At 34.6% G+C, this 23536-nt stretch carries 23 protein-coding genes; 12 read left to right on the plus strand and 11 right to left on the minus strand.

The features are described 5' to 3' along the window. Positions 1 to 89 precede the first annotated feature (89 nt). On the minus strand, positions 90 to 1112 hold the full coding sequence (gene moaA, locus SLH52_RS04855; RefSeq protein ID WP_320208165.1) for a GTP 3',8-cyclase MoaA: 1023 nt from the start codon (positions 1110 to 1112) through the stop codon (positions 90 to 92). 205 nt (positions 1113 to 1317) lie between these two features. Here moaA and SLH52_RS04860 point away from each other — a divergent pair, with 205 nt between their 5' ends. Then, the gene (locus tag SLH52_RS04860; protein ID WP_320208166.1) at positions 1318 to 2004 is read left to right on the plus strand and encodes a Crp/Fnr family transcriptional regulator; all 687 of its coding nucleotides are present in this window, start codon (positions 1318 to 1320) and stop codon (positions 2002 to 2004) included. Positions 2005 to 2098: 94 nt separating this feature from the next. Here SLH52_RS04860 and SLH52_RS04865 read toward each other — a convergent pair whose 3' ends face one another. Continuing rightward, on the minus strand, positions 2099 to 3019 hold the full coding sequence (locus tag SLH52_RS04865) for a hypothetical protein (protein ID WP_320208167.1): 921 nt from the start codon (positions 3017 to 3019) through the stop codon (positions 2099 to 2101). Next, complete coding sequence (locus SLH52_RS04870) at positions 2997 to 3563, minus strand: RNA polymerase sigma factor (RefSeq protein ID WP_320208168.1); 567 nt, start codon at positions 3561 to 3563, stop codon at positions 2997 to 2999. The genes SLH52_RS04865 and SLH52_RS04870 overlap by 23 nt, the downstream gene beginning before the upstream one ends. 505 nt (positions 3564 to 4068) lie before the next feature. Between SLH52_RS04870 and SLH52_RS04875 the strand changes: the two genes are divergently transcribed. Next, positions 4069 to 4743, plus strand: coding sequence for a Crp/Fnr family transcriptional regulator (locus SLH52_RS04875; protein WP_320208411.1), 675 nt, complete (start codon positions 4069 to 4071; stop codon positions 4741 to 4743). A gap of 150 nt (positions 4744 to 4893) precedes the next feature. Here the strand turns inward: SLH52_RS04875 and SLH52_RS04880 are convergent, their stop codons facing one another. From SLH52_RS04880 to SLH52_RS04905, 6 genes are all read right to left on the minus strand, one after another. Then, complete coding sequence (locus SLH52_RS04880) at positions 4894 to 5622, minus strand: MBL fold metallo-hydrolase (RefSeq protein WP_320208169.1); 729 nt, start codon at positions 5620 to 5622, stop codon at positions 4894 to 4896. Positions 5623 to 6148: 526 nt separating this feature from the next. Continuing rightward, the gene (locus SLH52_RS04885; protein ID WP_320208170.1) at positions 6149 to 6685 is read right to left on the minus strand and encodes a DUF4269 domain-containing protein; all 537 of its coding nucleotides are present in this window, start codon (positions 6683 to 6685) and stop codon (positions 6149 to 6151) included. A gap of 475 nt (positions 6686 to 7160) precedes the next feature. Then, complete coding sequence (locus SLH52_RS04890; protein ID WP_413785494.1) at positions 7161 to 8186, minus strand: agmatinase family protein; 1026 nt, start codon at positions 8184 to 8186, stop codon at positions 7161 to 7163. After that, positions 8164 to 9438 carry an imidazolonepropionase gene (gene hutI, locus SLH52_RS04895; protein ID WP_320208172.1) on the minus strand — a complete coding sequence of 425 codons (1275 nt, stop codon included), beginning with the start codon at positions 9436 to 9438 and terminating at the stop codon, positions 8164 to 8166. Before hutI ends, SLH52_RS04890 begins: the two co-directional genes overlap by 23 nt. Positions 9439 to 9454: 16 nt before the next feature. Further along, the gene (gene hutU / locus SLH52_RS04900; RefSeq protein WP_320208173.1) at positions 9455 to 11116 is read right to left on the minus strand and encodes a urocanate hydratase; all 1662 of its coding nucleotides are present in this window, start codon (positions 11114 to 11116) and stop codon (positions 9455 to 9457) included. A gap of 452 nt (positions 11117 to 11568) precedes the next feature. Further along, positions 11569 to 13050: a helix-turn-helix domain-containing protein gene (locus SLH52_RS04905; protein ID WP_320208174.1), complete on the minus strand. Its 1482-nt coding sequence runs from the start codon at positions 13048 to 13050 to the stop codon at positions 11569 to 11571. Positions 13051 to 13151: 101 nt separating this feature from the next. Here SLH52_RS04905 and SLH52_RS04910 point away from each other — a divergent pair, with 101 nt between their 5' ends. The 6 genes from SLH52_RS04910 (at position 13152) to SLH52_RS04935 (ending at position 18698) form a co-directional block, all read left to right on the plus strand. Beyond that, positions 13152 to 14201, plus strand: coding sequence for a M42 family metallopeptidase (locus SLH52_RS04910; RefSeq protein ID WP_320208175.1), 1050 nt, complete (start codon positions 13152 to 13154; stop codon positions 14199 to 14201). A 195-nt stretch (positions 14202 to 14396) separates the two neighbouring features. Beyond that, a complete protein-coding gene (locus SLH52_RS04915) occupies positions 14397 to 15068 on the plus strand; it encodes a PIG-L deacetylase family protein (protein WP_320208412.1) in 672 nt (223 codons plus the stop codon). Continuing rightward, positions 15052 to 15252, plus strand: coding sequence for a hypothetical protein (locus SLH52_RS04920; RefSeq protein WP_320208176.1), 201 nt, complete (start codon positions 15052 to 15054; stop codon positions 15250 to 15252). The genes SLH52_RS04915 and SLH52_RS04920 overlap by 17 nt, the downstream gene beginning before the upstream one ends. Before the next feature lie 39 nt (positions 15253 to 15291). Beyond that, entirely contained in the window at positions 15292 to 16434 is a 1143-nt protein-coding gene (locus SLH52_RS04925) for a glycosyltransferase family 4 protein (protein WP_320208177.1), read from the plus strand. Positions 16435 to 16449: 15 nt separating this feature from the next. Beyond that, positions 16450 to 17637 carry a carbamoyl-phosphate synthase gene (locus SLH52_RS04930; RefSeq protein WP_320208178.1) on the plus strand — a complete coding sequence of 396 codons (1188 nt, stop codon included), beginning with the start codon at positions 16450 to 16452 and terminating at the stop codon, positions 17635 to 17637. Then, a complete protein-coding gene (locus SLH52_RS04935) occupies positions 17634 to 18698 on the plus strand; it encodes an oxidoreductase family protein (RefSeq protein ID WP_320208179.1) in 1065 nt (354 codons plus the stop codon). The genes SLH52_RS04930 and SLH52_RS04935 overlap by 4 nt, the downstream gene beginning before the upstream one ends. A gap of 218 nt (positions 18699 to 18916) precedes the next feature. Here SLH52_RS04935 and SLH52_RS04940 read toward each other — a convergent pair whose 3' ends face one another. Beyond that, positions 18917 to 20038, minus strand: coding sequence for a TIGR04053 family radical SAM/SPASM domain-containing protein (locus SLH52_RS04940; RefSeq protein WP_320208180.1), 1122 nt, complete (start codon positions 20036 to 20038; stop codon positions 18917 to 18919). A 200-nt stretch (positions 20039 to 20238) separates the two neighbouring features. Here SLH52_RS04940 and SLH52_RS04945 point away from each other — a divergent pair, with 200 nt between their 5' ends. The 4 genes from SLH52_RS04945 to SLH52_RS04960 are packed head-to-tail and all read left to right on the plus strand — an operon-like array spanning position 20239 to position 22269. After that, positions 20239 to 20496, plus strand: coding sequence for a DUF2249 domain-containing protein (locus SLH52_RS04945; protein ID WP_320208181.1), 258 nt, complete (start codon positions 20239 to 20241; stop codon positions 20494 to 20496). Continuing rightward, the gene (locus SLH52_RS04950) at positions 20486 to 20692 is read left to right on the plus strand and encodes a DUF2249 domain-containing protein (protein ID WP_320208182.1); all 207 of its coding nucleotides are present in this window, start codon (positions 20486 to 20488) and stop codon (positions 20690 to 20692) included. The genes SLH52_RS04945 and SLH52_RS04950 overlap by 11 nt, the downstream gene beginning before the upstream one ends. A gap of 16 nt (positions 20693 to 20708) precedes the next feature. Beyond that, positions 20709 to 21953, plus strand: coding sequence for a hypothetical protein (locus SLH52_RS04955; protein ID WP_320208183.1), 1245 nt, complete (start codon positions 20709 to 20711; stop codon positions 21951 to 21953). Between the two features lie 13 nt (positions 21954 to 21966). Then, entirely contained in the window at positions 21967 to 22269 is a 303-nt protein-coding gene (locus SLH52_RS04960) for a metal-sulfur cluster assembly factor (protein ID WP_320208184.1), read from the plus strand. 754 nt (positions 22270 to 23023) lie between these two features. Here SLH52_RS04960 and SLH52_RS04965 read toward each other — a convergent pair. Further along, positions 23024 to 23335: a metal-sulfur cluster assembly factor gene (locus tag SLH52_RS04965; protein ID WP_320208185.1), complete on the minus strand. Its 312-nt coding sequence runs from the start codon at positions 23333 to 23335 to the stop codon at positions 23024 to 23026. Positions 23336 to 23536: the final 201 nt, after the last annotated feature.

Consider the following 23536-nt stretch of genomic DNA (forward strand, 5'->3'; position numbering starts at 1 on the left):
CTTGTTTTCATAAAACAAACCTTCAGAACGTTAAAAAGTGACTTTTCATCCGACTCTTCTTTGCTTATCGGGGATGTTCAAGATACTTCTCACCCGCCAATGTAGGACATTTCGATTTTTTCTCTCATTTTTGCTGAGTGTTCAGTGCGTTCATCTGAATAACGATCATGTCGCGCACCCCACACCTTTTTAATTTCCTCTATAATTGTTTCACTTGATGCATTAGCACGTAATATTTTCTTAAAATCGTGGCCTTTCGATGCAAATAAACAATTGTACATTTTCCCATCTGCTGATATACGAGCCCTTGTACAGCTGGAACAAAATGACTCTGAAACAGATGTAATGAATCCTACTTCTGTATTTGAGCCTTTATGGCGATAGCATGTTGCTACTTCGCCAAAATATCGTTGCTCTACTGGTTCTAATTCAAAGTGTTCTTCTAACTGGTGAAATATTTGTTTTTTCGTTACCACTTGATCATAATTCCAGCCATTTGTGCTACCGACATCCATAAACTCAATATAGCGAATAGGAATCTCTTCCTTTTTAAAATATTTCGCCATCGGTATAATTTGAGAATCATTTAAGCCCTTCTTAACAACCATATTTACTTTTACGATTAGACCCTCTTTTTTAGCAGCCGCTATACCTTTTAAAACTGGTGATACGCCTACAGATCTGCCGTTCATTTTTTTAAATATTTCATCTTCAATAGCATCCAAGCTTATATTTACACGCTGTAAACCAGCTTGCTTTAACTCTTTCGCATATTTTGGTAAATATATTCCGTTTGTAGTAAGAGCAATATCCTCAATTCCAGCGATTAATGACAGTTGCTTAATTAAAATATGAAGATCCTTTCTAAGTAACGGTTCTCCCCCAGTTAACCTTACCTTCTTCACACCAACCTCAGCAAAGCATTTGACGAGTCTAGAAATTTCTTCAAACGTCAATAGTTCTTTCCTTTGTAAAAATGGAAAATCAGGGCCGAATATGTCTGCTGGCATACAATATGAACAACGAAAATTACATCTGTCAGTAACTGATATTCTTATATCCCGCAAAGGGCGATGATGTTGGTCTTGAATTGATATTGCCTGATTGACCATAAGCAATCTCTCCCCCATAAATTATTTAAGTCAGTAATAGCATATTTAACCTATTATATACATATTAAAGCAAAATATATTTATAAACAATGTGATGCTTGTCACTTAAAGAAATTAACTTGTCGTATACACTTTAACTGGGAAACATTTTTTGGAGCGATTTCTCCTATTATTTCTTTATTATCTCAGTTAAGGAGGTTTTAACATGTATGTCCAGATGTTACGAAAAATAAATATATTTCAAGATTTACCAGAGCAATCATTAGCCTTTATTTCGGAAAATCTTAAATCTCAATATTTTAATAAGGGGGAAATTATCTTTTCTGAAGTTGAGGAAGCTACAGCAGTTTTTTTTGTGAAATCTGGAATTGTTCGCCTCACAAAAGGAGACCAGACTGGAAAAGAAATTGTTGTTTGCTTAAAAAAAGCAGGAGATATATTCGCTGAAGCAGCGTTATTTAGCGAAGAAGGAACACGGTATCCTGCAACTTCTCAAATGCTTCAAGAGGGGGAAGTTTTATACTTAGACACGAATCATTTACAAGTTGAATTAATGCAGAACCCAGACATAGCTGTTGAAATGATTCGTTATATGAGTCGTCAGCTACGTAGCTTTACATCAATCATAAGAGATATCGCATTACTGGATGTATATAGTAAAACAATTTCAACACTTGATCGATTAGCAAAGGATTTTGGTATAAAAAAAAGTAAAGGAGTTCAAATTGAACTTCCTTTAACAGTACAGGAATTTGCAAATATAATTGGATCTACCCGTGAAAGCGTAAGTCGAGTTTTTTCAAAATTAAAAAGTGAACGTATGATTGATATTGAAGAAAAGAAAATCATCATTTGTGACTGGAATCAATTTTCGACGATGTATAAACACTAACCCTTGTAGCACAGTTGAGCAATTAATATACTCATAATTAAAATCAAGTGGAGTGCTCCTCCACCTGATTTACTCTTTAAATATGGCGTTAACCTTATTTTTGTTTTAAAATATTTTCCGTTAAATCAAGTAAAGGGTTTTCAGGTGATCTCTTATTAACTTGATGCATGCTATAAATCCAGTTTTCTCCTTTTCCGTCCTCAACAGCAAATAATATTCTATTTTCATCTGAATTATATATATAATCTACGCCATTTAGGTTTCTCTTCTCTGATTGCTCTAATTCTTTATCACTCATATGCCATTTAGTGCCATTTGTACTTGAAATTATATTAATATAAACCTTTTCGTATAGTTCGTTTTTTAAGGTCATTGAAATTACAACTATGTTAGAACTTAGTTCTCCTTCTTTTGTAACAAACTCTAGACCCTTACTTTTACCCTCTTTATACATTTCTTCATATACATTTAAGAGGTTTTCTTCACTTTTAATAGTGTATTGTATTTGTCCTTTATCTAGTTCATAGGCTCCAGGAAATTCAGTTGGTAATAAGACTTTATTTTCAATAAAGTTTTTCATATTTGTATAATCAGAAAAATATGTATCATTTTTAACAGTTAGTACAGCACCTGGACCATATCTTTCGTATTGATCAATAGGTAGAAAATAAAGAAACTCACCTGGTTCAAGCGTATTTTTTAACTCATCGATTTTATCATCATATTGTTTCAAACTTGGATGATCCCACTCTTCATTCGTAACCTCTAGCATCGTTTCACCTTTTGTATTTAACAACGACCAGCCATTTAATTTTGCAGCGACACCGACTGACGTTGTTAAAATAATGAGTAATACCGTTGTCATTAACACTAGCCTTCGGTTAACAATGAAGCTTGTTCTTTTACTATCTTTCTTGTAAAACACAGCTTCATGTATTTGTTGTTCATTCATTGTAGGGATTTGTTCATTTTTCAATGATCGTTCAAAGTCTTCAAAGGAATGAAATTTCTTCATCTTTTATCCTCCTATTCTCGTTTGCTAGTAAATATCTTTTTAGCTTTTTCCTAGCCCGCTCATAGCATTTGCGCACTGCGGGTTGATTACTACTCATAATTTGCCCAATTTCTGTGTATGAAAGCTCCTGAACTGTTTTTAAAATAATAATTGTACGTTCTTTTGCTGATAATTCTCGTAAAGCATCTGAAATCTCTTCACTAAACTCTGTTTCATGCATTGTTGCATTATTATGAGCTAGCGGTTCATTATGAGGTTGAAATGGTATAAATTTGATTAACCTTTGTCTTTTTATGACATTCAAACAATGATGATATGCAATTTTATATAACCAAGCAGATAGATTGGTTTCATTGGTTATTTTATGCAAGTTATTATAAGCCTTCACGAACACTTCTTGAGTAGCATCTTCAGCATCTAGGACATTTCTAAGCATATGAAAACAATATGTATGAATCCTTTGATGATTTTTACTAATCAATTCGCTAAAATCATCGTTATAATCGTCCAATATCTTGTCTTTGTTTTCGGCTACGTTCTCCAACTACCTTCCCTCCTCTTTTTTTGATAAAGGCAATCTTCGTATTGACTGTTGTTTTGCTACATATAACTAAAAGTTATGTTCAAAGCTGTTTTGTACATGGCGTTTGTAGCATCTTTTCATTAGCACTTACGGCAATGCTACAATACTTATTGGTATTTCTAATTTCGTGACAATGACAACTAAGTTTACGAAAAGAGCCTGATAAATAAGCGTTTCATAATTAAAACAATTTTACTCATCAATTTGTGACATTTTATGAAAAATTTTAATTAATTTTAAGTTAGAATGAATGAGGTAGTATAAATTAAGTTCAATCAAACTTTATAATACTATTATCTATGTTGTACAACATCAAAAAAAATCATAATCCTTTCGATAACCCAGTAGAATGATAATATTTACGTTGCAGTTTTGAATGTTTTCATATTTAATAGAAGTAACAACTAATTCTTCCATAAGGTAGGTGGTAACAATAAAAAATCAATCCCAGCCTACAAAACCAACCATGTCTGTTGAGCTAAAAGAATTGTTAAATTCCTCTGAGTACACCGTGAAAGTTAACAAGGGAGCATACCTTTTTCAAGAAGGGATGGAGGCTACAGAACTTTATATCATTCGTTCGGGAAGAATACAAATTAGTAAAATTTCTGCTGATGGACGTGAACTTACATTAAGGATATGTCGACAAGATGACATCGTAGGTGAGCTTACACTTTTTACAGATGATGCAAAATATATTCTCAATGCAAAGGTGCTAGAGGATTGTGAAGTAGCTGTCATAAAAAAAGACTACCTAGAAACGCAGTTTTTTCAAAATAGCCAACTTGCATTTGAATTTATGAAATGGATGAGTGATCACTTTCGGAAAACGCAAACAAAATTTCGTGATTTAGTTCTAAATGGAAAAAAAGGTGCACTATATTCTACTCTTATTCGTATGTCAAACAGCTATGGAATTAAGAAAGAAGATGGGATTTTTATTGACTTACCGCTTACGAATCAGGAGCTGGCAAACTTTTGTGGTACAACAAGAGAAAGTGTCAACCGAATGTTAAATGACTTGCGACGTCAAAAGAAAATATCAATGAATAAAGGATTCATTACCATTCTTGATTTAGAGTTCTTAAAAACAGAAATTAATTGCGAAGAGTGCCCTGCTATTATTTGTAGTATTGATTAAACCGTCTAATTATCTTATTTTAAATCTTTTCTTAGCCTGATGTTATTGGAATCTTTTTTTACAACTGGAACGATATCACGAACAAGGGAACTCCACTTTAGAGTTCCCTTGCTTTCTCTATTAATTAGTCTAATATTAGACACTTTAAATCTAGTTTTTCTCTTCTAACTGTATCGTCTCTCCTGGTTTTACTACTAATTTATTTTCCACCTCGAATTTCTCAACATTCTCTTCGTTATAAATGCCAGGTTCATCTGTATGAATAGGAATGACACGATCAGCGTTTATCATTATTGCTGCATCCATAGCTTCCTCTGCATTCATGTTATCATATGTACCGTCTATACCTAATAAGGCATAATTTATATTTTTGTCAGACAACAAATTCATTTCATCTATTTTACCAGTATCACCAGCATGATAAACCCGAAGTCCATCAAACTCTAGTACGTAACCATAGGATAAATCTATAGGGTGGTGATCATTATAAGCTACAACTGCACTAATATTAATGCCTAATACTTCAATGTTTTTACCGGGTAAGTCACTCTCAATCTTATTATTTTCAAAATCGTAAAATTGTGTAATAATTTCTGTTTGATCTTTTTTCGTTACTTTTGACAAATCACTGTGATCATAATGTCCATGAGTGGATAGAATAATATCTGCTGGTTCTGAGTAATCCTCCTCATCACCTGCCCAAGGATCAATATAAATGACTTTACCATCGCTCGTTTTAATTTTCACACTAGCGTGGCCAATTACTTGAAGTGATGGTGATTTCTCCTTGCTACTAGCATCCTCCTTACTACAGCCTAATACAAATAGAGAAGTGATTAATAGACATGCGAATAAAGTAACTTTCCGGTTAGTGAACAAAAACATCCCTCCTAAAATGTTAAATTTTTCACATTGATTTTACCATAAAATACATATAAATCATACTTATATTCATAATTTTCAGATTATTATTAATACAAGCATATTTGTTGTAGTTGAATAAGATTCTGTTCGTAAGCTTTGTTACTATAATCACCAAATTAGAACCACGGCAATATTGTTATACACTTACCATCATTAACAGTTATATAATCCTTGATGCTGTTATACCAAGTTACGTTATTTTAACTGCATTTCCTTAGAATCTTTACAAACGCATCTTTATAGTATTTTTCATAATTTAGTGCTACCCCTAATTTAATAGCATGATTTTAGGATAATGTTAAATAGTGAATTGTTAACTTGAAGTTCTCATAAATTCTATAAAGATTTCCGAGTTTACGTTACAAAATATAGGTGTACTTTCTTTTTCAATTTATTTTAATAAGTTTAATACGGCTGTTATTCGTCATTTCAATTTTGAAGGATTTGGTGGTTTCTCACGTAGATAAAAAATTTATGAACATTAAATAATCCCTTTTTCTCTCCCATAATTTAATAATGCCTCGTAAGAATCTCCGGATAAACCTAAAATTTCACAAAATGCTGGTTCAGTCTTATATCCTTTTATTTTTAGATTAACGACTTGTTGCCGTATACTTGGAAACTCTTCTAGTATAAATCTCTCTATAACCATGTGTTGGTAAGCATATTGTTGTAAAACTGGCTGTGATTGTCCAAATATTTCAAATTCAAAGCCGTAAAATATGAAATTGGCCTTGACTACTTCCAAGTTTCTAATATTTTTTCTGACGATCTTAAAATTGATTTCATTCCCATAAAGTTTTTTTACTTTATTTTCAAATCTTTGTTTATGTAAATGATCAACTTCCATAATAATGTCTAAATCAGAATCGATTACATCAACACCAATGGGTATCGTTCCACATACTACAGGATCATACTCAACTAAGTCATTCATTATTCCTAAATTTTCTATGGCACTATATGCTTTACGCTGTTTTACTGTCCCCATTTTTAAACTTAGCAGAGAATTATACATCGCTCTCCCCCTATGTCATGATATACAAGAAATCAATATATAACAATTTTATACACCTGATAATTTCATATCTACAAACTTAATTTAACGTATACACCCTTTTTAGATTTCCTTTCAGCATCATCTGTCATACTCCTAATCTTGCTAGATAATTGGGATGATCTTGGCAATTTATTGTCAAGCCATACGGAAGGATCAATTAGTCGTAACTTCTTTTTAATGTGAAAGTCAAAACTACTCTCATCTTCAATAACATACTTTCCTTCATAGAGTTGACTTAAACAAGCACTAAAGAGTCTTAATAATACAAAGTTATATGACAACCTGACCACATTGAGAATAAAAAAAGATCCTGCCAACATACGAGCAGGATTATTATTATAGCAATATCTTAAAAGCTCCATCTCAAAAGCTTTCAGAATTGATGTTTATATATTGACACGTTCATCAAAGCATCATTGTTGAAATGAGAGAATTAACGAACAGAGCTCTTTTCACTTGATCTATTAACATATCCAGATAAAAATGATAGCATGACATGTACACCTGCTTTGACAGTTGAATTTGCTTGATCCTTATGTGGATCAAGACAAACAATATCCATTGCCTTCACTTTGTCACTTTGACCAGCAATATAAACAGCATCAAACAACTCATCTGTTCTCATTCCACCAGGTGTTGCAGCAGGTGCCCCCGGCCCAGCAGTAATATCTAGTACATCCATATCAACAGTCAAATATATTGTATCTACTTGTTTACTCAGCTCATCTATTGCTCGCTTTACTACGTGTTCAATTCCTTGTTTACGAGCCTCACGTAGTGTCGTATAATTCAACCCACATTCGTCTGCATAGTCCTTTAATGATTTCGCATTAAAGAAACCATGAAGGCCTATATTATACACATGTTTACCTTCTATTATCTCGCTTTCAATGAGGTTTCTAATTGGTGTACCGTTCGCTGGACCAAATTCATTTACATCTCGTAGATCAAAATGAGTATCAAACTGTAAAATACCTATTTTCGCATTAGCATGTGCCTTCTTCCACCCTTTCACTAACATTGCAGTAATGGAATGATCTCCACCGAGCATGATAGGTAATAAATGTGGATGATGGTGACGCATTGCAACCATAGCATCGGTAATATTTTGATGACACAGTGCAATGTCTGTAACATGCTGTTTAACATCACCTAAATCTACTACAGAAAGGTCCCTTAAATCGATGTCATAATCAATATTATACGTCGTAAAAGACTTCCATTCTCTGCGCATCGCTTCAGGATTCTCACTCGCGGCTGATGCACTAATAGATGAGCGCGAAAGAGGTATTCCTAAAATAGAGATATCATAGTTCTCCCAATTAACATCATGATTTACAGGTAATGTTTGAATCCATTCATGTACTTTAGGTTCTGCTATATTCTCGTCTCTATCCCAGCTAAATGGTGGTCGCTTAAGCAAAGGGTACGGATAATTAGACACAAAGCTTCCCTCCATCAACGACAATTTTTCCGTTTTTAATAACCGTATCTGTATGGTTCATGCCGTAATGGTATGGTAATTGCATATAGTTCGGTACATCAACAATTAATATATCTGCTTTTTTACCGACCTCAATACTTCCTATTTCTTGTCCTCGTTTAATCGCATGAGCAGCATTGATTGTAGCAGCACATATTACTTCAGCAGGAGTCATACCCATTTTTAAGCAGCCTAAATTCATAATAAATGGCATTGAAACAGTAGGTGAAGACCCAGGATTACAATCCGTAGATAAAGCTACCGGGACACCTTTATCAATCATTTTGCGCCCATTTGCAAATTCAGCCATGAGAAAAAATGCTGTTCCTGGGAGCAACACGCCTATAACATCATTTTCTGCCATCATTTCCATACCTTTTTCCGATGCTTTAAGCAAATGGTCAGCTGATACTGCTCCAACTTCTGCTGCAGTTTCAGCCCCACCATATGGCTCAATCTCATCTGCATGGATTTTAGGAAGTAAGCCATGTTCCAATCCAGCTTGTAAAATACGCTTTGATTGCTCTGGTGTAAACACACCATGTTCACAAAATACGTCATTAAATTCAGCAAGTTTTGTCTGCGCAACCTTAGGGATCATTTCATTTACAACGATATCTACAAACTCATCAGGTCGACCTTTATATTCTGCAGGTACCGCATGTGCCCCCATAAAAGTGGAAACAATATCAATGAAGTGATCTTCATTAAGTTGTTTTGCTACTTCAAGCTGCTTTATTTCATGCTCTAATGCTAAGCCATAGCCACTTTTCGCTTCCACAGTCGTAACACCGTGAAGTAAAAAATGATCTAATCTACGTTTACTTTCCGCGTACAATTGATCATGACTAGCTTCCTTTGTTGCTTTTGTAGATGCATGGATGCCACCACCAGCATTCATAATATCCATATAGCTCGCACCTTTTAGGCGCATATTAAATTCATTTTCTCGGCTTCCTGCATGCACTAAATGAGTATGAGGATCTACTAAGCCAGGTAAGATCACTTTGCCACGCGCATCAACTACTTCTGCTTCATCAATTTGATGCATAAATTGTTCATATAGTTGTTCATCCGTACCAACAGCTATGATTTTGTCGTTCTCCAACCAGACACTGCCACCTTTAATTACTTCTAGGTTTTCCATCTGCTCTAACTTTCGTGGATGTTCTGAACTACCTTTCAGCGTTATCACTTCATTTGCATTTCTAATAAAAAGTGGTTTCATAATTACCCTCCTCCCCTTAATCCATCATTGGAATGTGTATACCTTTTTCTTTTGCTGTCTTTTTCGCTAAATCATACCCCGCATCTGCATGACGAACAACTCCCATACCAGGATCTGTCGTTAACACACGTTCAAGCCTTTTTGCAGCTTCTGGTGTTCCATCAGCAACGATGACCATACCTGCATGCAATGAATACCCCATTCCTACACCACCACCATGATGTACAGATACCCAGCTTGCACCACCGATGCTATTTATTAAAGCATTCAAAATTGGCCAATCAGCTACTGCATCACTTCCGTCCATCATGCCTTCAGTTTCACGATTTGGTGAAGCTACTGAACCAGAGTCTAGATGATCACGTCCAATAACAATTGGTGCTTTCAATTCACCGCTAGCAACCATGTCATTAATAATTTTCCCAAATTTAGCGCGCTCTCCATAACCTAACCAACAAATGCGAGATGGTAACCCTTGAAATTGAATTTTTTCACGAGCCATTTTAATCCAATTGCATAAATGTTTATTGTAGCTAAACTCACGTAAAATGACTTCATCTGTCTTATAAATATCTTCTGGGTCTCCTGATAAAGCAACCCATCTGAAAGGCCCTTTTCCTTCACAAAACTGTGGACGAATATAAGCTGGTACAAAGCCAGGGAAATTAAAAGCGTTGTCCACTCCTTCATCCTTTGCTACCTGCCTAATGTTATTTCCATAGTCGAAAGTAATCGCACCTAGTTCCTGCATTGTTAACATCGCTTTTACATGTTCAGCAATACTCTTCTTAGATTCACTCTCATATGCTTTTGGATCAGCTTTACGTAACTCATCTGCCTTCTCTAGAGAATAGCCTAAAGGTATATATCCATTTATTGGATCATGTGCGGACGTTTGATCTGTTAGTACATCTGGAGTAAATCCTTTGCTAATCATTTCTGGTAATACTTCTGCAGCGTTTCCTAATAAACCAATCGATAGTGGTTTCCCCTGTTCCTTCGCTTCACGTGCCAATTGAATAGCTTCATCAATGCTTTCTGTCATTATATCTAGATAGCGTGTTTCAATGCGTCGTTGAATTCTAGTTCGATCTACCTCAATAGCAATACAAACACCTTCATTTAAAGTAACAGCTAATGGCTGTGCTCCACCCATACCACCTAATCCGGCTGTTAGAGATATCGTTCCTTTTAGTGTACTATTGAAATGCTGGCGTCCAAGTTCAGCAAACGTCTCATATGTGCCTTGAACGATACCTTGGCTGCCGATATATATCCAGCTACCAGCTGTCATTTGTCCATACATCATTAAGCCTTTTTTATCAAGCTCATGGAAGTGATCCCAATTTGCCCAAGCTGGCACAAGATTTGAGTTTGCAATTAACACTCTAGGTGCGTCCGTGTGTGTTTTAAACACCGCAACTGGTTTCCCAGATTGAACAAGCATCGTTTCATCGTCTTCTAAATTGTGTAAAGTTTTAATAATCGCATCATAGCTTTCCCAATTACGAGCAGCTTTGCCAATACCTCCATATACAACGAGATCTTCAGGTCTTTCTGCTACATCCTCATTTAAATTATTCATGAGCATTCTTAATGCTGCTTCTTGAACCCAACCTTTTGCATTTAATTCTGATCCTGTATAATTTTCAATGCTACGCTTATTTGTACTAATCATAAACACCCCATTATTCATTTCTTATGAGTAAGTATACTAGGGGAAATTTCAGAAAAATAGAACAAAACTTTGTGAAATTCAAGACGATATCAAGTTGGTATGATGAAAATAGAAGGATTTACGTGAAATTATAGTAATTTATTTTGTTATTAGTATTTTTTTGTGATTTTCGGTGTATTCATCGTTGTGCCATTTTACAGATAACACACATACAAAATTTTTATCTTATGAGGCTCTATTCGTAACCTTTATTGTTCTCTCCATCCTTGTACCATAAGAGGTTGCTTTATATGTAAGTCATCATTTTACAAAAGAAAAGATTCCGCCAACCTTCCTAATAAAACAACATGCTAGGTGAAAACAGTCTTTATGAAGAATGACTATACTCGACTGTTTTCATTCAATAACATAACAGCAAAGCTCACTCACCAACAACCAGTTTAAACATAGGTCTAATTTAAATCTATATCTTTCTCCATTCTATACTCTCTAGGAGTAACACCCATCACCTGCTTAAAAATTCTACTGAAGTAATTTGCATTTCGAAAACCAGCTTTATTTGCAACCTCTTTAATCGATAAATCTGTCTCCCATAACAACCTTTTCGCAGCGTGAATCCGAAGATTAGTCACAAGCTGAATAAAAGATATGTTCATTTTTTTGTTAAGTAAATGGCTAAAATAGCTGGGACTTCGACCTGTGTATTTTGCAACGTCATCTAATGATAAAGTTTGATGATGATAGTTCCTTTCAATATATGCCACGCCTAGTTCGACGACATCGTGACGTGAAGATTCTAGTTGATTTTGAGCACCATCAAATAAATGACCTGTAAACAGAATCATTTGTTGAACAGAACGGTATAAGACTGGACTATATAGAATTTCTTCAAATACTTTATGGTATAACTCTTCGTACACCCCGTGATCTAAATAAAGTGATTTCATATATCGACGTATTTGTGCTAGTATGCTCGTTAATCTAGTTCGTACCAAGCCTGGTTCAGGAAAAGGCTCTGAAATTGATAGAAAATGACGGTACATCCATGACTTAACCATATCCTTATCCTTGTTATTAAGCATATCTATCCATTCTCTTTGCTCTTGAGGAGTTAAAAATGGGTCAATGGTATTCCATTCAACATTTTGCTTTACATGTATAAGTTGTCTGTATCCTTTAAAGTATGTTACTTGTAAAGCACCTTTTGCTTGCATGTATGCTTCGTGAAGTGATTTAATCATCCCATGGCTATGAATAACGATGGCCATTGGTTCATTTTTTTCTTCATCCCAATCTTGAAGGAGTCGATTTCCAACTGCCTCTAACTGCTTCGTATTTTTGTTTTGAAAAACTAATACAATTAAATCACTGACAGGTAATAGTAACACATCCTCCATTACATAATAGGTTTCAAGAAATAAACGCAGCTCAGCTAACTTATTTTGATCTTCAGTTTGTAATACCATTAAAGAATCAGCCGTTTCATTTTGATGATCTTGGATAAATAGCGAACGATAAGTTGTAGTATTATACTTATTAGCTTGACGTTGTTTAGAGCTATGTTCCACTCTTAAAACATTAACTGAACGATATAAAGTTTTCTTTAATGATTCTGGTGAATTTGGCTTTACTAATAAATCAACAGCTTGCAGCTCTATCGCTTGCTTTGCACGTTCATATGTTGCTTCTGCTGAAACAGCTATGACGATTTGTGTATATTGTTTTATCCTGCTCAATAGTATGTTCCAGTGCTCTCTTGGGATCATATCAAGCTCTATGATTGTTACTTCTGGAACATCATTTTCAAGGTAGATAATAAGCTCGTCAAATGAACTAGCTAGCAATATTTGCTCAAATGAAAATGAGTTTGCCGATACTAACCAACGTATGCCTATCCTTTCATCTTGATCACGGTCTGCAATAAGTAATTTCATATGACTTCTCCTTATGTAAGTCTCTTTTTTACATTATAAGAAAACTAATATATATGATAAAGTAATGAGAGATATATTTTTATTTTGAGAGGAGCTTTAAGATGAATACATATCCAAACACAAATGCAACAATTGAGCTTATTAAAGAACTAGTATCGATTCCAAGTCCATCTGGCCATACAGACAACATCATTCAATTTATTGAAGATAAACTTACTAACATCGGGGTTGAGACTAGACGCAATAGAAAAGGTGGACTGCTTGCAACCCTTCCTGGAACTGACGACACGAAACATCGAATGTTAACTGCACATGTGGATACACTTGGAGCTATGGTGAAGGAAGTCAAGAGTAATGGGCGGTTAAAACTTTCGATGATCGGAGGTTTTCGGTGGAATTCTGTTGAAGGAGAGTATTGTCAAATTGAAACCTCAGACGGACGAACATATACAGGTACCATTCTGATGCATCAAACGAGCGTTCATGTATTTAAAAATGCTGGTGAAGCTAAACGAAATGAAGAGAATATTGAAGTTAGAATTGATGAAAAGGTAGAGAATGCAGACGACGTTCGCTCTCTAGGTATCGAAGTTGGAGATTTTGTGTCATTTGACCCTAGAGTTGAAGTTACTTCAAGCGGGTTTATTAAATCTAGACATTTAGATGATAAAGCAAGTGTAGCTATCTTACTACAACTAATTGAACATATCAAAAAAGATAACATACAGCTTCCACATACAACACATTTTCTTATTTCCAATAACGAAGAAATTGGCTATGGTGGTAACTCGAATATTACACCTGAAACAATTGAATATTTGGCAGTTGACATGGGCGCTATTGGAGATGGTCAAGCTTCTGATGAATATACTGTGTCTATTTGTGCGAAGGATTCTAGTGGCCCGTATCATTATGGCCTTAGAAAAAAGCTAGTTCAATTGGCTAACGAAAATAATATTGACTATAAGGTTGACATATATCCTTATTACGGATCCGATGCATCCGCAGCTATACGCTCAGGATTTGATATTGTTCACGGACTTATTGGTCCTGGTATTGAATCATCACATGCATTTGAGCGTACCCATCAAGCTTCAATAATTAATACTGAAAAGCTACTTCTTTCATATGTTCAAACAGCAACAATATGATAAGACTTGTATAGTAGGTGGAGCCTAACTCCATCTACTCTTTTTTTCCTTCATTTGTCGGTTAAGATTCATCCGTAAATGTTTTCCTCTGTAAAAAATGGGTAGTCATTATCCGCATATGTCTGTATCAACTTTTTCATTAAACCCATATACATAACCTAAAATAGATTACACATTTTTGGAGATGAAGGATTGATGCTAAAAAAAACTGCCTTAATTATTGCATCCCATCCTGATGACGAACTGCTTGGTTCGGGTGCAACTATAAAAAAATTAATAAATAGTGGATATGAAGTTATTACTGTAATAACTGCTCAAGGCCGCAACAAAGAAGATGAATATATCACCAACTGCTGTATAGAAGCAAATAAAGAGTTAGGTGTAAAAGAAATTATTTTCCTCGAGTATCCTAATTTAGAAATGGAAACTTTCCCACTTCACCTTATTAATAAGAAAATTGAAAAGTTAATTGCAATATATCAACCTTGTAAAATATTCACTCACCATTATGGAGATTTAAATAAGGACCATCAAGTTACATTCCAAGCTGTTATGACTGCTGCACGTCCTATAGCTGGAAGTGCCCCAATCGACATAATTTGCTTTGAAACAGTTTCATCTACCGAATGGACCCACCATACGAATGACCAAACTTTCAAACCAAATTACTATGTTGACGTAACTGATACAATCGATAATAAATTGAATGCCCTTAAACATTACGATGTTGAAATGCGCCCTTTCCCTCACCCCCGTTCGTTTGATGGGATAAAATTTTTAGCAAGGTATAGAGGGATGACAGTCGGCGTACATTATGCTGAGGCTTTTGAAATTATTAGGAGGATCCAATATGAAGACAATTGGTGATTTTTCAAATAAACAGATAACAATTTCCAAATTAGCAAAACTACAAGTTCCTTCACCAGATTTACTTGCCATGATGGACCATCATTTCCAACAACAATTACTTAAGAAAGACATAAAAGACCCATTCGAGGAATCAAATAACGACAGCATTCAATCTTCAACAAAGTCTGTAAATGAAGCATGATGACAAATCAAACTAGAGGGCACAAAGGGGAAGTAGACATTGAGAATATTACTAACGACTTTCTGGAACTATCCTCATGTTGGAGGTTTATCTAACTATATTACTAATCTAAAACACGGCATGGAGAATCGTGGCCATGTCGTTGAAATTACATGTCCAAACGAGTTTGATGGTTATGTAAACACAAAGAACAACATAAGTGACTATTTGTGGAAATTTTATCAACAACGCTACGGTAAAGATAAGAAGAAGTTTTTTCAGCTTGATGTTAACTTTTACACATATTTAACACATTTAAGTCAACAAAACCTTGAGGGTTATGATATTTTACACGCTCAGGATTTAGCAACTGCGAATATTTTAGGTATTCTTAACGAACATTATGAAAAACCACTACTTTATACTCCTCACGGGATTTTAAGCCTCAATAGAATAAAATTTAAAGAAGTAGACAAAGATTCACTTTCAGCAAGGTACTTTATTGAAATTGATAAAAAGGCTGTTCAATATGCGGATAAGATTATCATCCTATCAGATCATTTCCGTGAACCGCTTAAGCAATTAGGTGCACACGATTCAAAAATGCTTACAGTTCATACTGGAATAGAAGAAAATGAAGAAATAAAGCAACCCAAAGATGAGAATCCCCATCAAACGATCATTTCTTGTATTGCCCGTCTTACTCAACGTAAGGGTCACCATATTTTGTTGGAAGCCTTAAACATGATAAAAGAGCATTTAGATCATGTAGAAATTAGGATTATTGGTGACGGTAAGACGAGAGAGGATTTAGAACAACAAGCACGACATTTACGTTTGTCAAATGTTGTGTTCTTAGGAAGTAGAGACGACATCCCTCAGCTATTAAAAGAAACGGACATTTTTGTTTTACCTACTATAAATGATAGTCTACCAATTTCTATCATTGAAGCGATGCATATGGGGTTACCTATCGTTTCATCATATGTAGGAGGAATCCCCGAATTAATTCATCATCAGAAGGAAGGTTTACTTTCAACACCAGGTGACATTGAAACACTCTCAAAGCATCTGCTACTACTTATTCAAAATCCCTCTTTAAGAAACGAACTAGGGGAAAATGCCCGCAAGTTTGCACAGGCTGAACTAACAGTTAACGAGATGTCAAGAAAAATTGAACAGGAGTACCAATCTTTATTATAGAAAGGTAGTTGGAATATGGTTGAGCGTAAGCATCCGGCAATCGTTCTTGATTTAAGTGCAAATGGAATTGGGATTGTAAGAAGTTTAGGTAGAAAAGGAGTGGATGTATACGCCTTTGATACAGGGAAAAAATACAAAATCGGGAAAACATGTTATGCAACATGTAAGGGTTGTCCAGATCCTATTAAAGATGAAGAAGGCTTGCTTACTTTCCTATTGAACCTAGGTAAGACATTTTGCTGTAAAGCTGTGCTATATGCTGGTTCAGATGATTTTCTATATTTTATGTCTAAGCATAGAGAAATATTGTCTATGTATTATTTATTTTTATTACCTGAGCACACAACAGTTCATGCATTAATCGATAAACGTTTAACATATGAACTAGCTACAAAGCATAATATACCATGCCCGACAACCTTTTTTTTAGATAAGGAAGAAGAATTGGAAGGTATTCTTAACAAATTAACATTTCCGTGTATCATAAAGCCTGTTTACGGACATAAGTTTCGTCAACATATTAATAAAAAAATTATCATGGTTCATAGTGCAGAACAATTAAAAGCTACTTTTCCTTACTATCGACAATTTGGTGAGTTAATGCTACAAGAATTTATTCCAGGTGATGACAGCACTTTTTACAAACTGGCAACTTTTCTTGATGAAGATATGAATGTCAAAGCTCTTTTCACACTACAAAAGCTTCATCAATTCCCGCCGAACATGGGTACAGGTGCCCTCATTATTAGTAAAAGGGATGAAGAAATTATTGATGTTGGCTTACCGTTTCTAAAAGAATTGGAGTGTAAGGGAGTATCCATGGCCGAATTTAAAAAAGATCCCCGTGATGGTGAACTTAAGTTTATTGAGATCAATTCTAGATTATGGCTTTCTCATAGTTTAACAGAGGCTTGTGGTATAGATTTTGCATATTTATACTACCTTTACTTAACTGGTCAAGACCCTGAACCGAGATTGTATCAAATAGAAGACATTAAATGGATCTATCTTGTACGGTATTACCTTGCCTACCTCCATAAAAAGGAACATGGTGAAATGACTTTTTACGACTTCAAGAAGGGACTAACTGGAAACAAACAATATGCACTATTCGCATGGGATGACCCGATGCCATTTTTGCGCAGTGCATTTTCTCATCTCTATAATTCTTGGAAAACTAAAAAACAGGAAGAGAATACATGATGGATATTGCCAACATTAAAAAGATTTTTCAAAACGCCGATTTTCATCATCAAATTAAACATAAGTTTGGCAAATATAAGTCATTTGTTCCTGATTCCATTCAGCAATTAAGAGCATCTTCGAAAAGTATAATTTATAAATTAGACATCTCAACAGAATTGGGTATTCAACCAATAATATTTAAACGTTATATAGGGTCAAAAAATAGAAATAATGTAGAAATAAATTTATATGATAAAGCTCACCCCTTTTTAAAAGAGTTTATGCCAACAATATACGCCACTAAATCAAAAATATTTGATAACGAAACATGGATGTTAATAGAATATATTGAGCCTTTGCGTGGACGAATTCATCCTCCAAATCATTTTGACTATATCATACCAACAGTTGCAAAATTACATGCCCACTCATATGAGCAAAATTTCTACGATAATATCGATTTGTTTAATCCCTGGTTTCCAACCTTTCATTCGAAGAAAGCGAAAACACGAAGACAAGCTAAAATACAAAAAACAAAATTGTATCTTATCGATGCATTACACCACAAGCGTTTAAAGAAAATAATAGAACCTACGCATAGCATAATACAACAAATATTAAGTAAAAGTTCATTATCATTTCCTGAACTAGTACAAAATGGACAATGTATCGTACACGGTGACCTTCATTTACAAAATATTTGCTGCAATCATATAAATCAAAATACAAACAACCATATTCGAATGATTGATTGGGAATCGGCTAGATTTGCATCAGGTTGGTTTGATATCAATTTACTAGTTGAAAGATACCTTGGATTACGTAATTCCGAGAAAAACAATGATGATAGCATTCGTAACCATTGTGTTCAATTATATACTACTGAAATGAACAAAAGAGGAATCACCTTTCAAAGTGACCCTATGATATTATATAAAATGTCCTATTTACAGTACCTTCTTGAAACTGGCTTACTAGTACAATTACAAAAGGAGTTTGATGGTAAAAAAGGTGTATTGCTTACCTATTATCTAGATAAAGTTTTAAATTGGGGTAAAGAACTCAATTTGTATAGCTAATACTTTTCTAGATGTTCAAATAAAACGTTCGTTAACAAGACGCCATTCAACACTATAGGTTGTACGCAATAGCTATTTTGTTAACTAAGAAAAGATACAGTAAACGATAGTTATGATAAACATCAATCAAAGAGGCCAAGTTTCAACATAGCTACATAAAAAAGGTGTATCCCACTCAAAAGTATTGAGTAAGGCTACACCTACTTCAGCTTGTTATATTAAGTATTCACTGATTTTGACCGCAATGCTTTCGGTATATACACACAGAATGGTTCACTTTCTAAAAAATCTCCAGTTACTGCATACGACCTTGCACGTGAGCCACCACAAACAAAGCGGAATTCACATACACCGCATTTCCCTTTAAATTTGTCTGAATTTCGCAAATCTTTGAAGATAGGAGAATTTCTATAAATATCTGCTAATGTCTTCTCTCTAATATTCCCAGCTTTGACAGGCAGTAATCCACTCGGAAATACATCACCAATATGAGATATAAAGACAAAACCATTGCCGTCATTGACACCTTTTGGTGCTCGACCTAAGCCATCAATTTGACCCGTTTTTCCTTCGTTTAAGGCATCTGCATAACGGATAGCTCGATCTGTATCTTTTGCTTCTTTCATTTTCTGTTGAATAACAACACGACGGTAGTGTTGTGCAGCTGTTGTTTTAATATCAAACGGTACCTTTTTACTTAATTCATATAACCAGTTAAAAATCTGTTCGTGCTGTACTGGAGATACCATATCTGACTCTTTCCCCCGTCCAGTAGGAACGAGAAAAAACACACTCCATAGGACACATTTTAATTCTTCTACAACCTTAGCCATTTCTTCTAGCACATCAACATTGTAGCGAGAAATCACTGTATTAATTTGCACTGGAATTTCTAACTCATGTAAATATTTTATGGCATTCATTGTTAAATCAAAAGATCCTTTCGTTCCACGAAAATGATCATGTACTTCGGCAGTTGGACCGTCTAAACTAAAAGCCCACCGTGCTAAACCAACCTCTTTTGCCTTCTCAATCGCTTGTTTTGTTACATTTGGAGTGGCACTAGGTGTCATGGATACCCTTACACCTTTTTTTATCGCATAATCTGCAATATCATATACATCTTCCCTCATCAATGGGTCTCCACCTGTAAACACCAACATTGGATTATCCATTTCATAAATCTGATCTATTAATTGTTTCCCTTCCTCAAAGGATAATTCTCTAGGGTCCCGTCTAGTTTGAGCTTTTGCTCGACAATGCAAGCAATGTAATTGACAAGCACGCGTTAATTCCCAAATGACTATAAATGGATTTTTATTAAAATCTCGATCAAACATAAGGACAACCTCCTCAACATTCATGTAAATATTGTAATTATTTTGATTTGGGTATGTATGTGATATGCATCACATATTCTTGTGGACAAATTGTGAATGGTAACTAGTGAAAAAATTATCAACAAGTGAACTGAATCACACCAAACTTAATTGAAAATTATTATCATTAAATCAAAGGATATGACAAGGAGGAATAAAAAGTGAATGATACAGGAGCAAAAAACATCGTTGAGTTAGATGTGAGAGAAGATATAAATAAAAAGCTTCAGCCATTTCAAAAAATAACAAATACTGTTTCGTCATTGAACGATGATGACATTTTTATATTACACGCACCTATCAAACCTACACCGCTGCTTACAATTATGAAAACAAAAGGTTTTACTTATACCGTTGAGAAGGTAGCAGCAAAGCATTGGAAAGTAACCTTTGTGCGAGGTGAGAAAAATGATTCTTGATAATCGAGGTCTAGAGCCTCCCCAGCCAATGATAAGAACACTTGCAGCATTGGAAAAACTTCAAGATAACGAAGTTCTTTCAATTATTAATGATAGACGACCTATGTTCTTATATGAGCAATTGGATGAACTCAAGTATACGCACCATACTAAACAGCTAGACGATGGTACTTATCAAATTGATATTAGAAGATGAAAACAGGTGATACTTTATGTTTCCACAGCAAGCTACGACAGAAACAAATATAAAGCTTCCATTTTTATTTATTTTTTTTAGTTTATTGGCCTTTCTAGCAAGTCAATTTATTCTGGTTTTTCAAGGTGAGAATATCGTAAAAGGATTATATAGAATTCCTGAAATATGGAGTAGTGCACATTTGCTTATTCTCGGATGGGCAGTGATGGTGGCAATGGGGGCAATGTACCAACTTGTTCCTGTTGTCTTCCTTACTCCTATTTGGAGTGAACGCTTAGGCTTTTTTCAATTTTTCTTAAGTGCTATAGGGGTTTCTAGCCTGGCATTATCATTTGTATTTGCACCTAAAACAATTTTATACAGTGGAAGTATTGCTTTATTTTCAATATTACTATTTATCTTTCAAATGTTGATGACCATGAAAAAGCAAGAGAAATTCAATATACTCACATTGTTTGTTGGCAGCGCACTCATTTGCTTATTGCTTACATTGGCTTTAGGAATATTGTTAGCATATAATTTGCAGTTCGGAACAGTATTATTTCAACATATTCCACTGTTAAAAACACATATTTTATTTGGTATCGCAGGCTGGTTTACTTTATTGATTTTTGGTTTTTCTTATAAAATGGTGCCGATGTTTGCTCTTGCACACGGATTTTCAATGAAATTAGCCGCTTGGGTATATAGTGTTTATGTATGCGGCTTACTTTTAACAGGCTTTTCTTTTTTGTTAGACTTTTCAGTTTTATTACCAATTGGTGTTAGTGGATTATTCATTGGCTTTAGTCTATTTACGGGGCATATATATACCATTCTTACAAAAAGAATTAAGAAGAAGCTTGATAAACCTTTTATGTTTTCATTATTAGCTATTATAAATGGGTTTTTCATTCATTATTTTGCAATGATTATCTCTTTTTTCCCCAGTCTCCATCATTGGTTTCCAATACTTATATTACTCTATATTATCACTTGGATTGTGTTAAGTATTATGGGATACCTATACAAAATAGTTCCGTTTTTATGGTGGACGCATCGATATAGCAAAGAGATAGGTAAAGAATCTGTTCCTTCGTTAAAAGAAATGATTAATGAGAAAATGAGCATACCTACTTTTCTTGCTTTTCTAATAAGCATTGTTGGAATAGCTTTATCTATTATCGTAAAGAGTGTTCCGTTATATACGATCAGTCAATTAGTAATGTTATTAACTACTGCCACCTTTTGTTTTTCAATTGGCAACGTCATTCGGAAATAAGGAGGAGATTTTAATGAGCTTAACAGATAAAGTGTACAGTCGTCTATATGAAGTGATTGATCCGGAGTTAAACATAAATATTGTTGACCTCGGTTTGATTTATGATGTTACTATATCCACAGCTAATGATGTGTCAATTATCATGACATTAACTACCCCTGGTTGCCCTTTACACGATAGCATTGTAAATGGTGTTAAGCATGTTATCGAGCAACTGGGAGAGGTTCATACAGTTAACGTGCAACTTGTATGGGAGCCAGCATGGACACCGCAACGCATGTCACAAAGAGCATTACAAACTTTACAAGGAATATAGTGACTGCATGTAAGTAAACTCGAACTCGGTGAATCAGGTGGTAACTCTCCTCCACCTGACTGGTTGTTAATCTTAATAGCAGGTTCTATTCGCATTAATTGTTTTTATAATAAGGCTGTTTTCGCATTGATTGTTGCTTTTCGTTCAAAGATATTAGCACGTATATATCTAGCCTTCGTGGCATCTTTTCTACATATACAATTATTGAGTCTCATAAAAATCGTAATATAGTCCATTTTAAATTAACATAGCAACTAAGTTTACGAAAAGAGCCTTTAATAAACGCGTACACAACTAGAGTTCGGGGGATCTTTTCATCTGTAACATGATGACTAACATTTAAGTACTTCTTATGGTACAAATTTGTTGAGAATAGCATCACAGCTTCAATACGAAGAGAACCTTTCATATTGAAGCTGTGATGCTAGCCATTTACCCAAACAACATTACTATTGAAACAAGAAACAATTCCGCTCTTAGCCAAGGGCTTTTTTTATGAATTGTTATTTTTTCCATAAAAACTAAACAAGTTGCATCTCTCCTTCTATAAAACGATGAGTAACGAGGAGTAAAACATCAGCTTTATCTTATAGATTAGGAATAAAAGTAACAAAGCTAAAAACACTTTTTCAGCTAGAAATGAAAAAAATTCACCTTATTGCAACATAAAGAGAAAGAGATGGAGTTTTTTTAGTCTCCACCTCTTTTACAATAATCTCCAGAATATATATATCAAATGTATTTTACTACTTCCTTATCCATGAACCCCTAAAGCAATTTTTGCATATCTTGACATGCGATCTTTACTCCAAGGTGGGCTCCAAACAATACTAACTTCTGTCTCTTTCACTTCTGGTATATCCGCTAAATTTCTCTTTACATCTTCTGAAATAGTTCCTGCTAATGGACATCCCATAGAAGTGAGAGTCATTGTAACAGTCGCAGTCCCATTATCATCTATATCAACACCATACACTAAGCCTAAATTAACAATATCAATACCTAACTCTGGATCAAGCACATTTTCAAGTGCGCCCATTATATTTTCTTCTAAAGCTTTATCCATGTTTTTCACCCTTTCGATCTACTTGAGAATCATTTTCATTATATCATATATGTACTAATTAGCAAAAAAATTACTTCTTTTCAGTACATTTTCTTATTGCAAATATGAACGATTTGTTACATTTATTGTCGCAGATACTAGCTATATGGAAATGAATTAATATAGGGAGATATCAATGTAATCGTACTTACTCTTATTATT

Source organism: Cytobacillus sp. IB215665, from assembly GCF_033963835.1.
Taxonomy (GTDB): domain Bacteria; phylum Bacillota; class Bacilli; order Bacillales; family SM2101; genus Nanhaiella.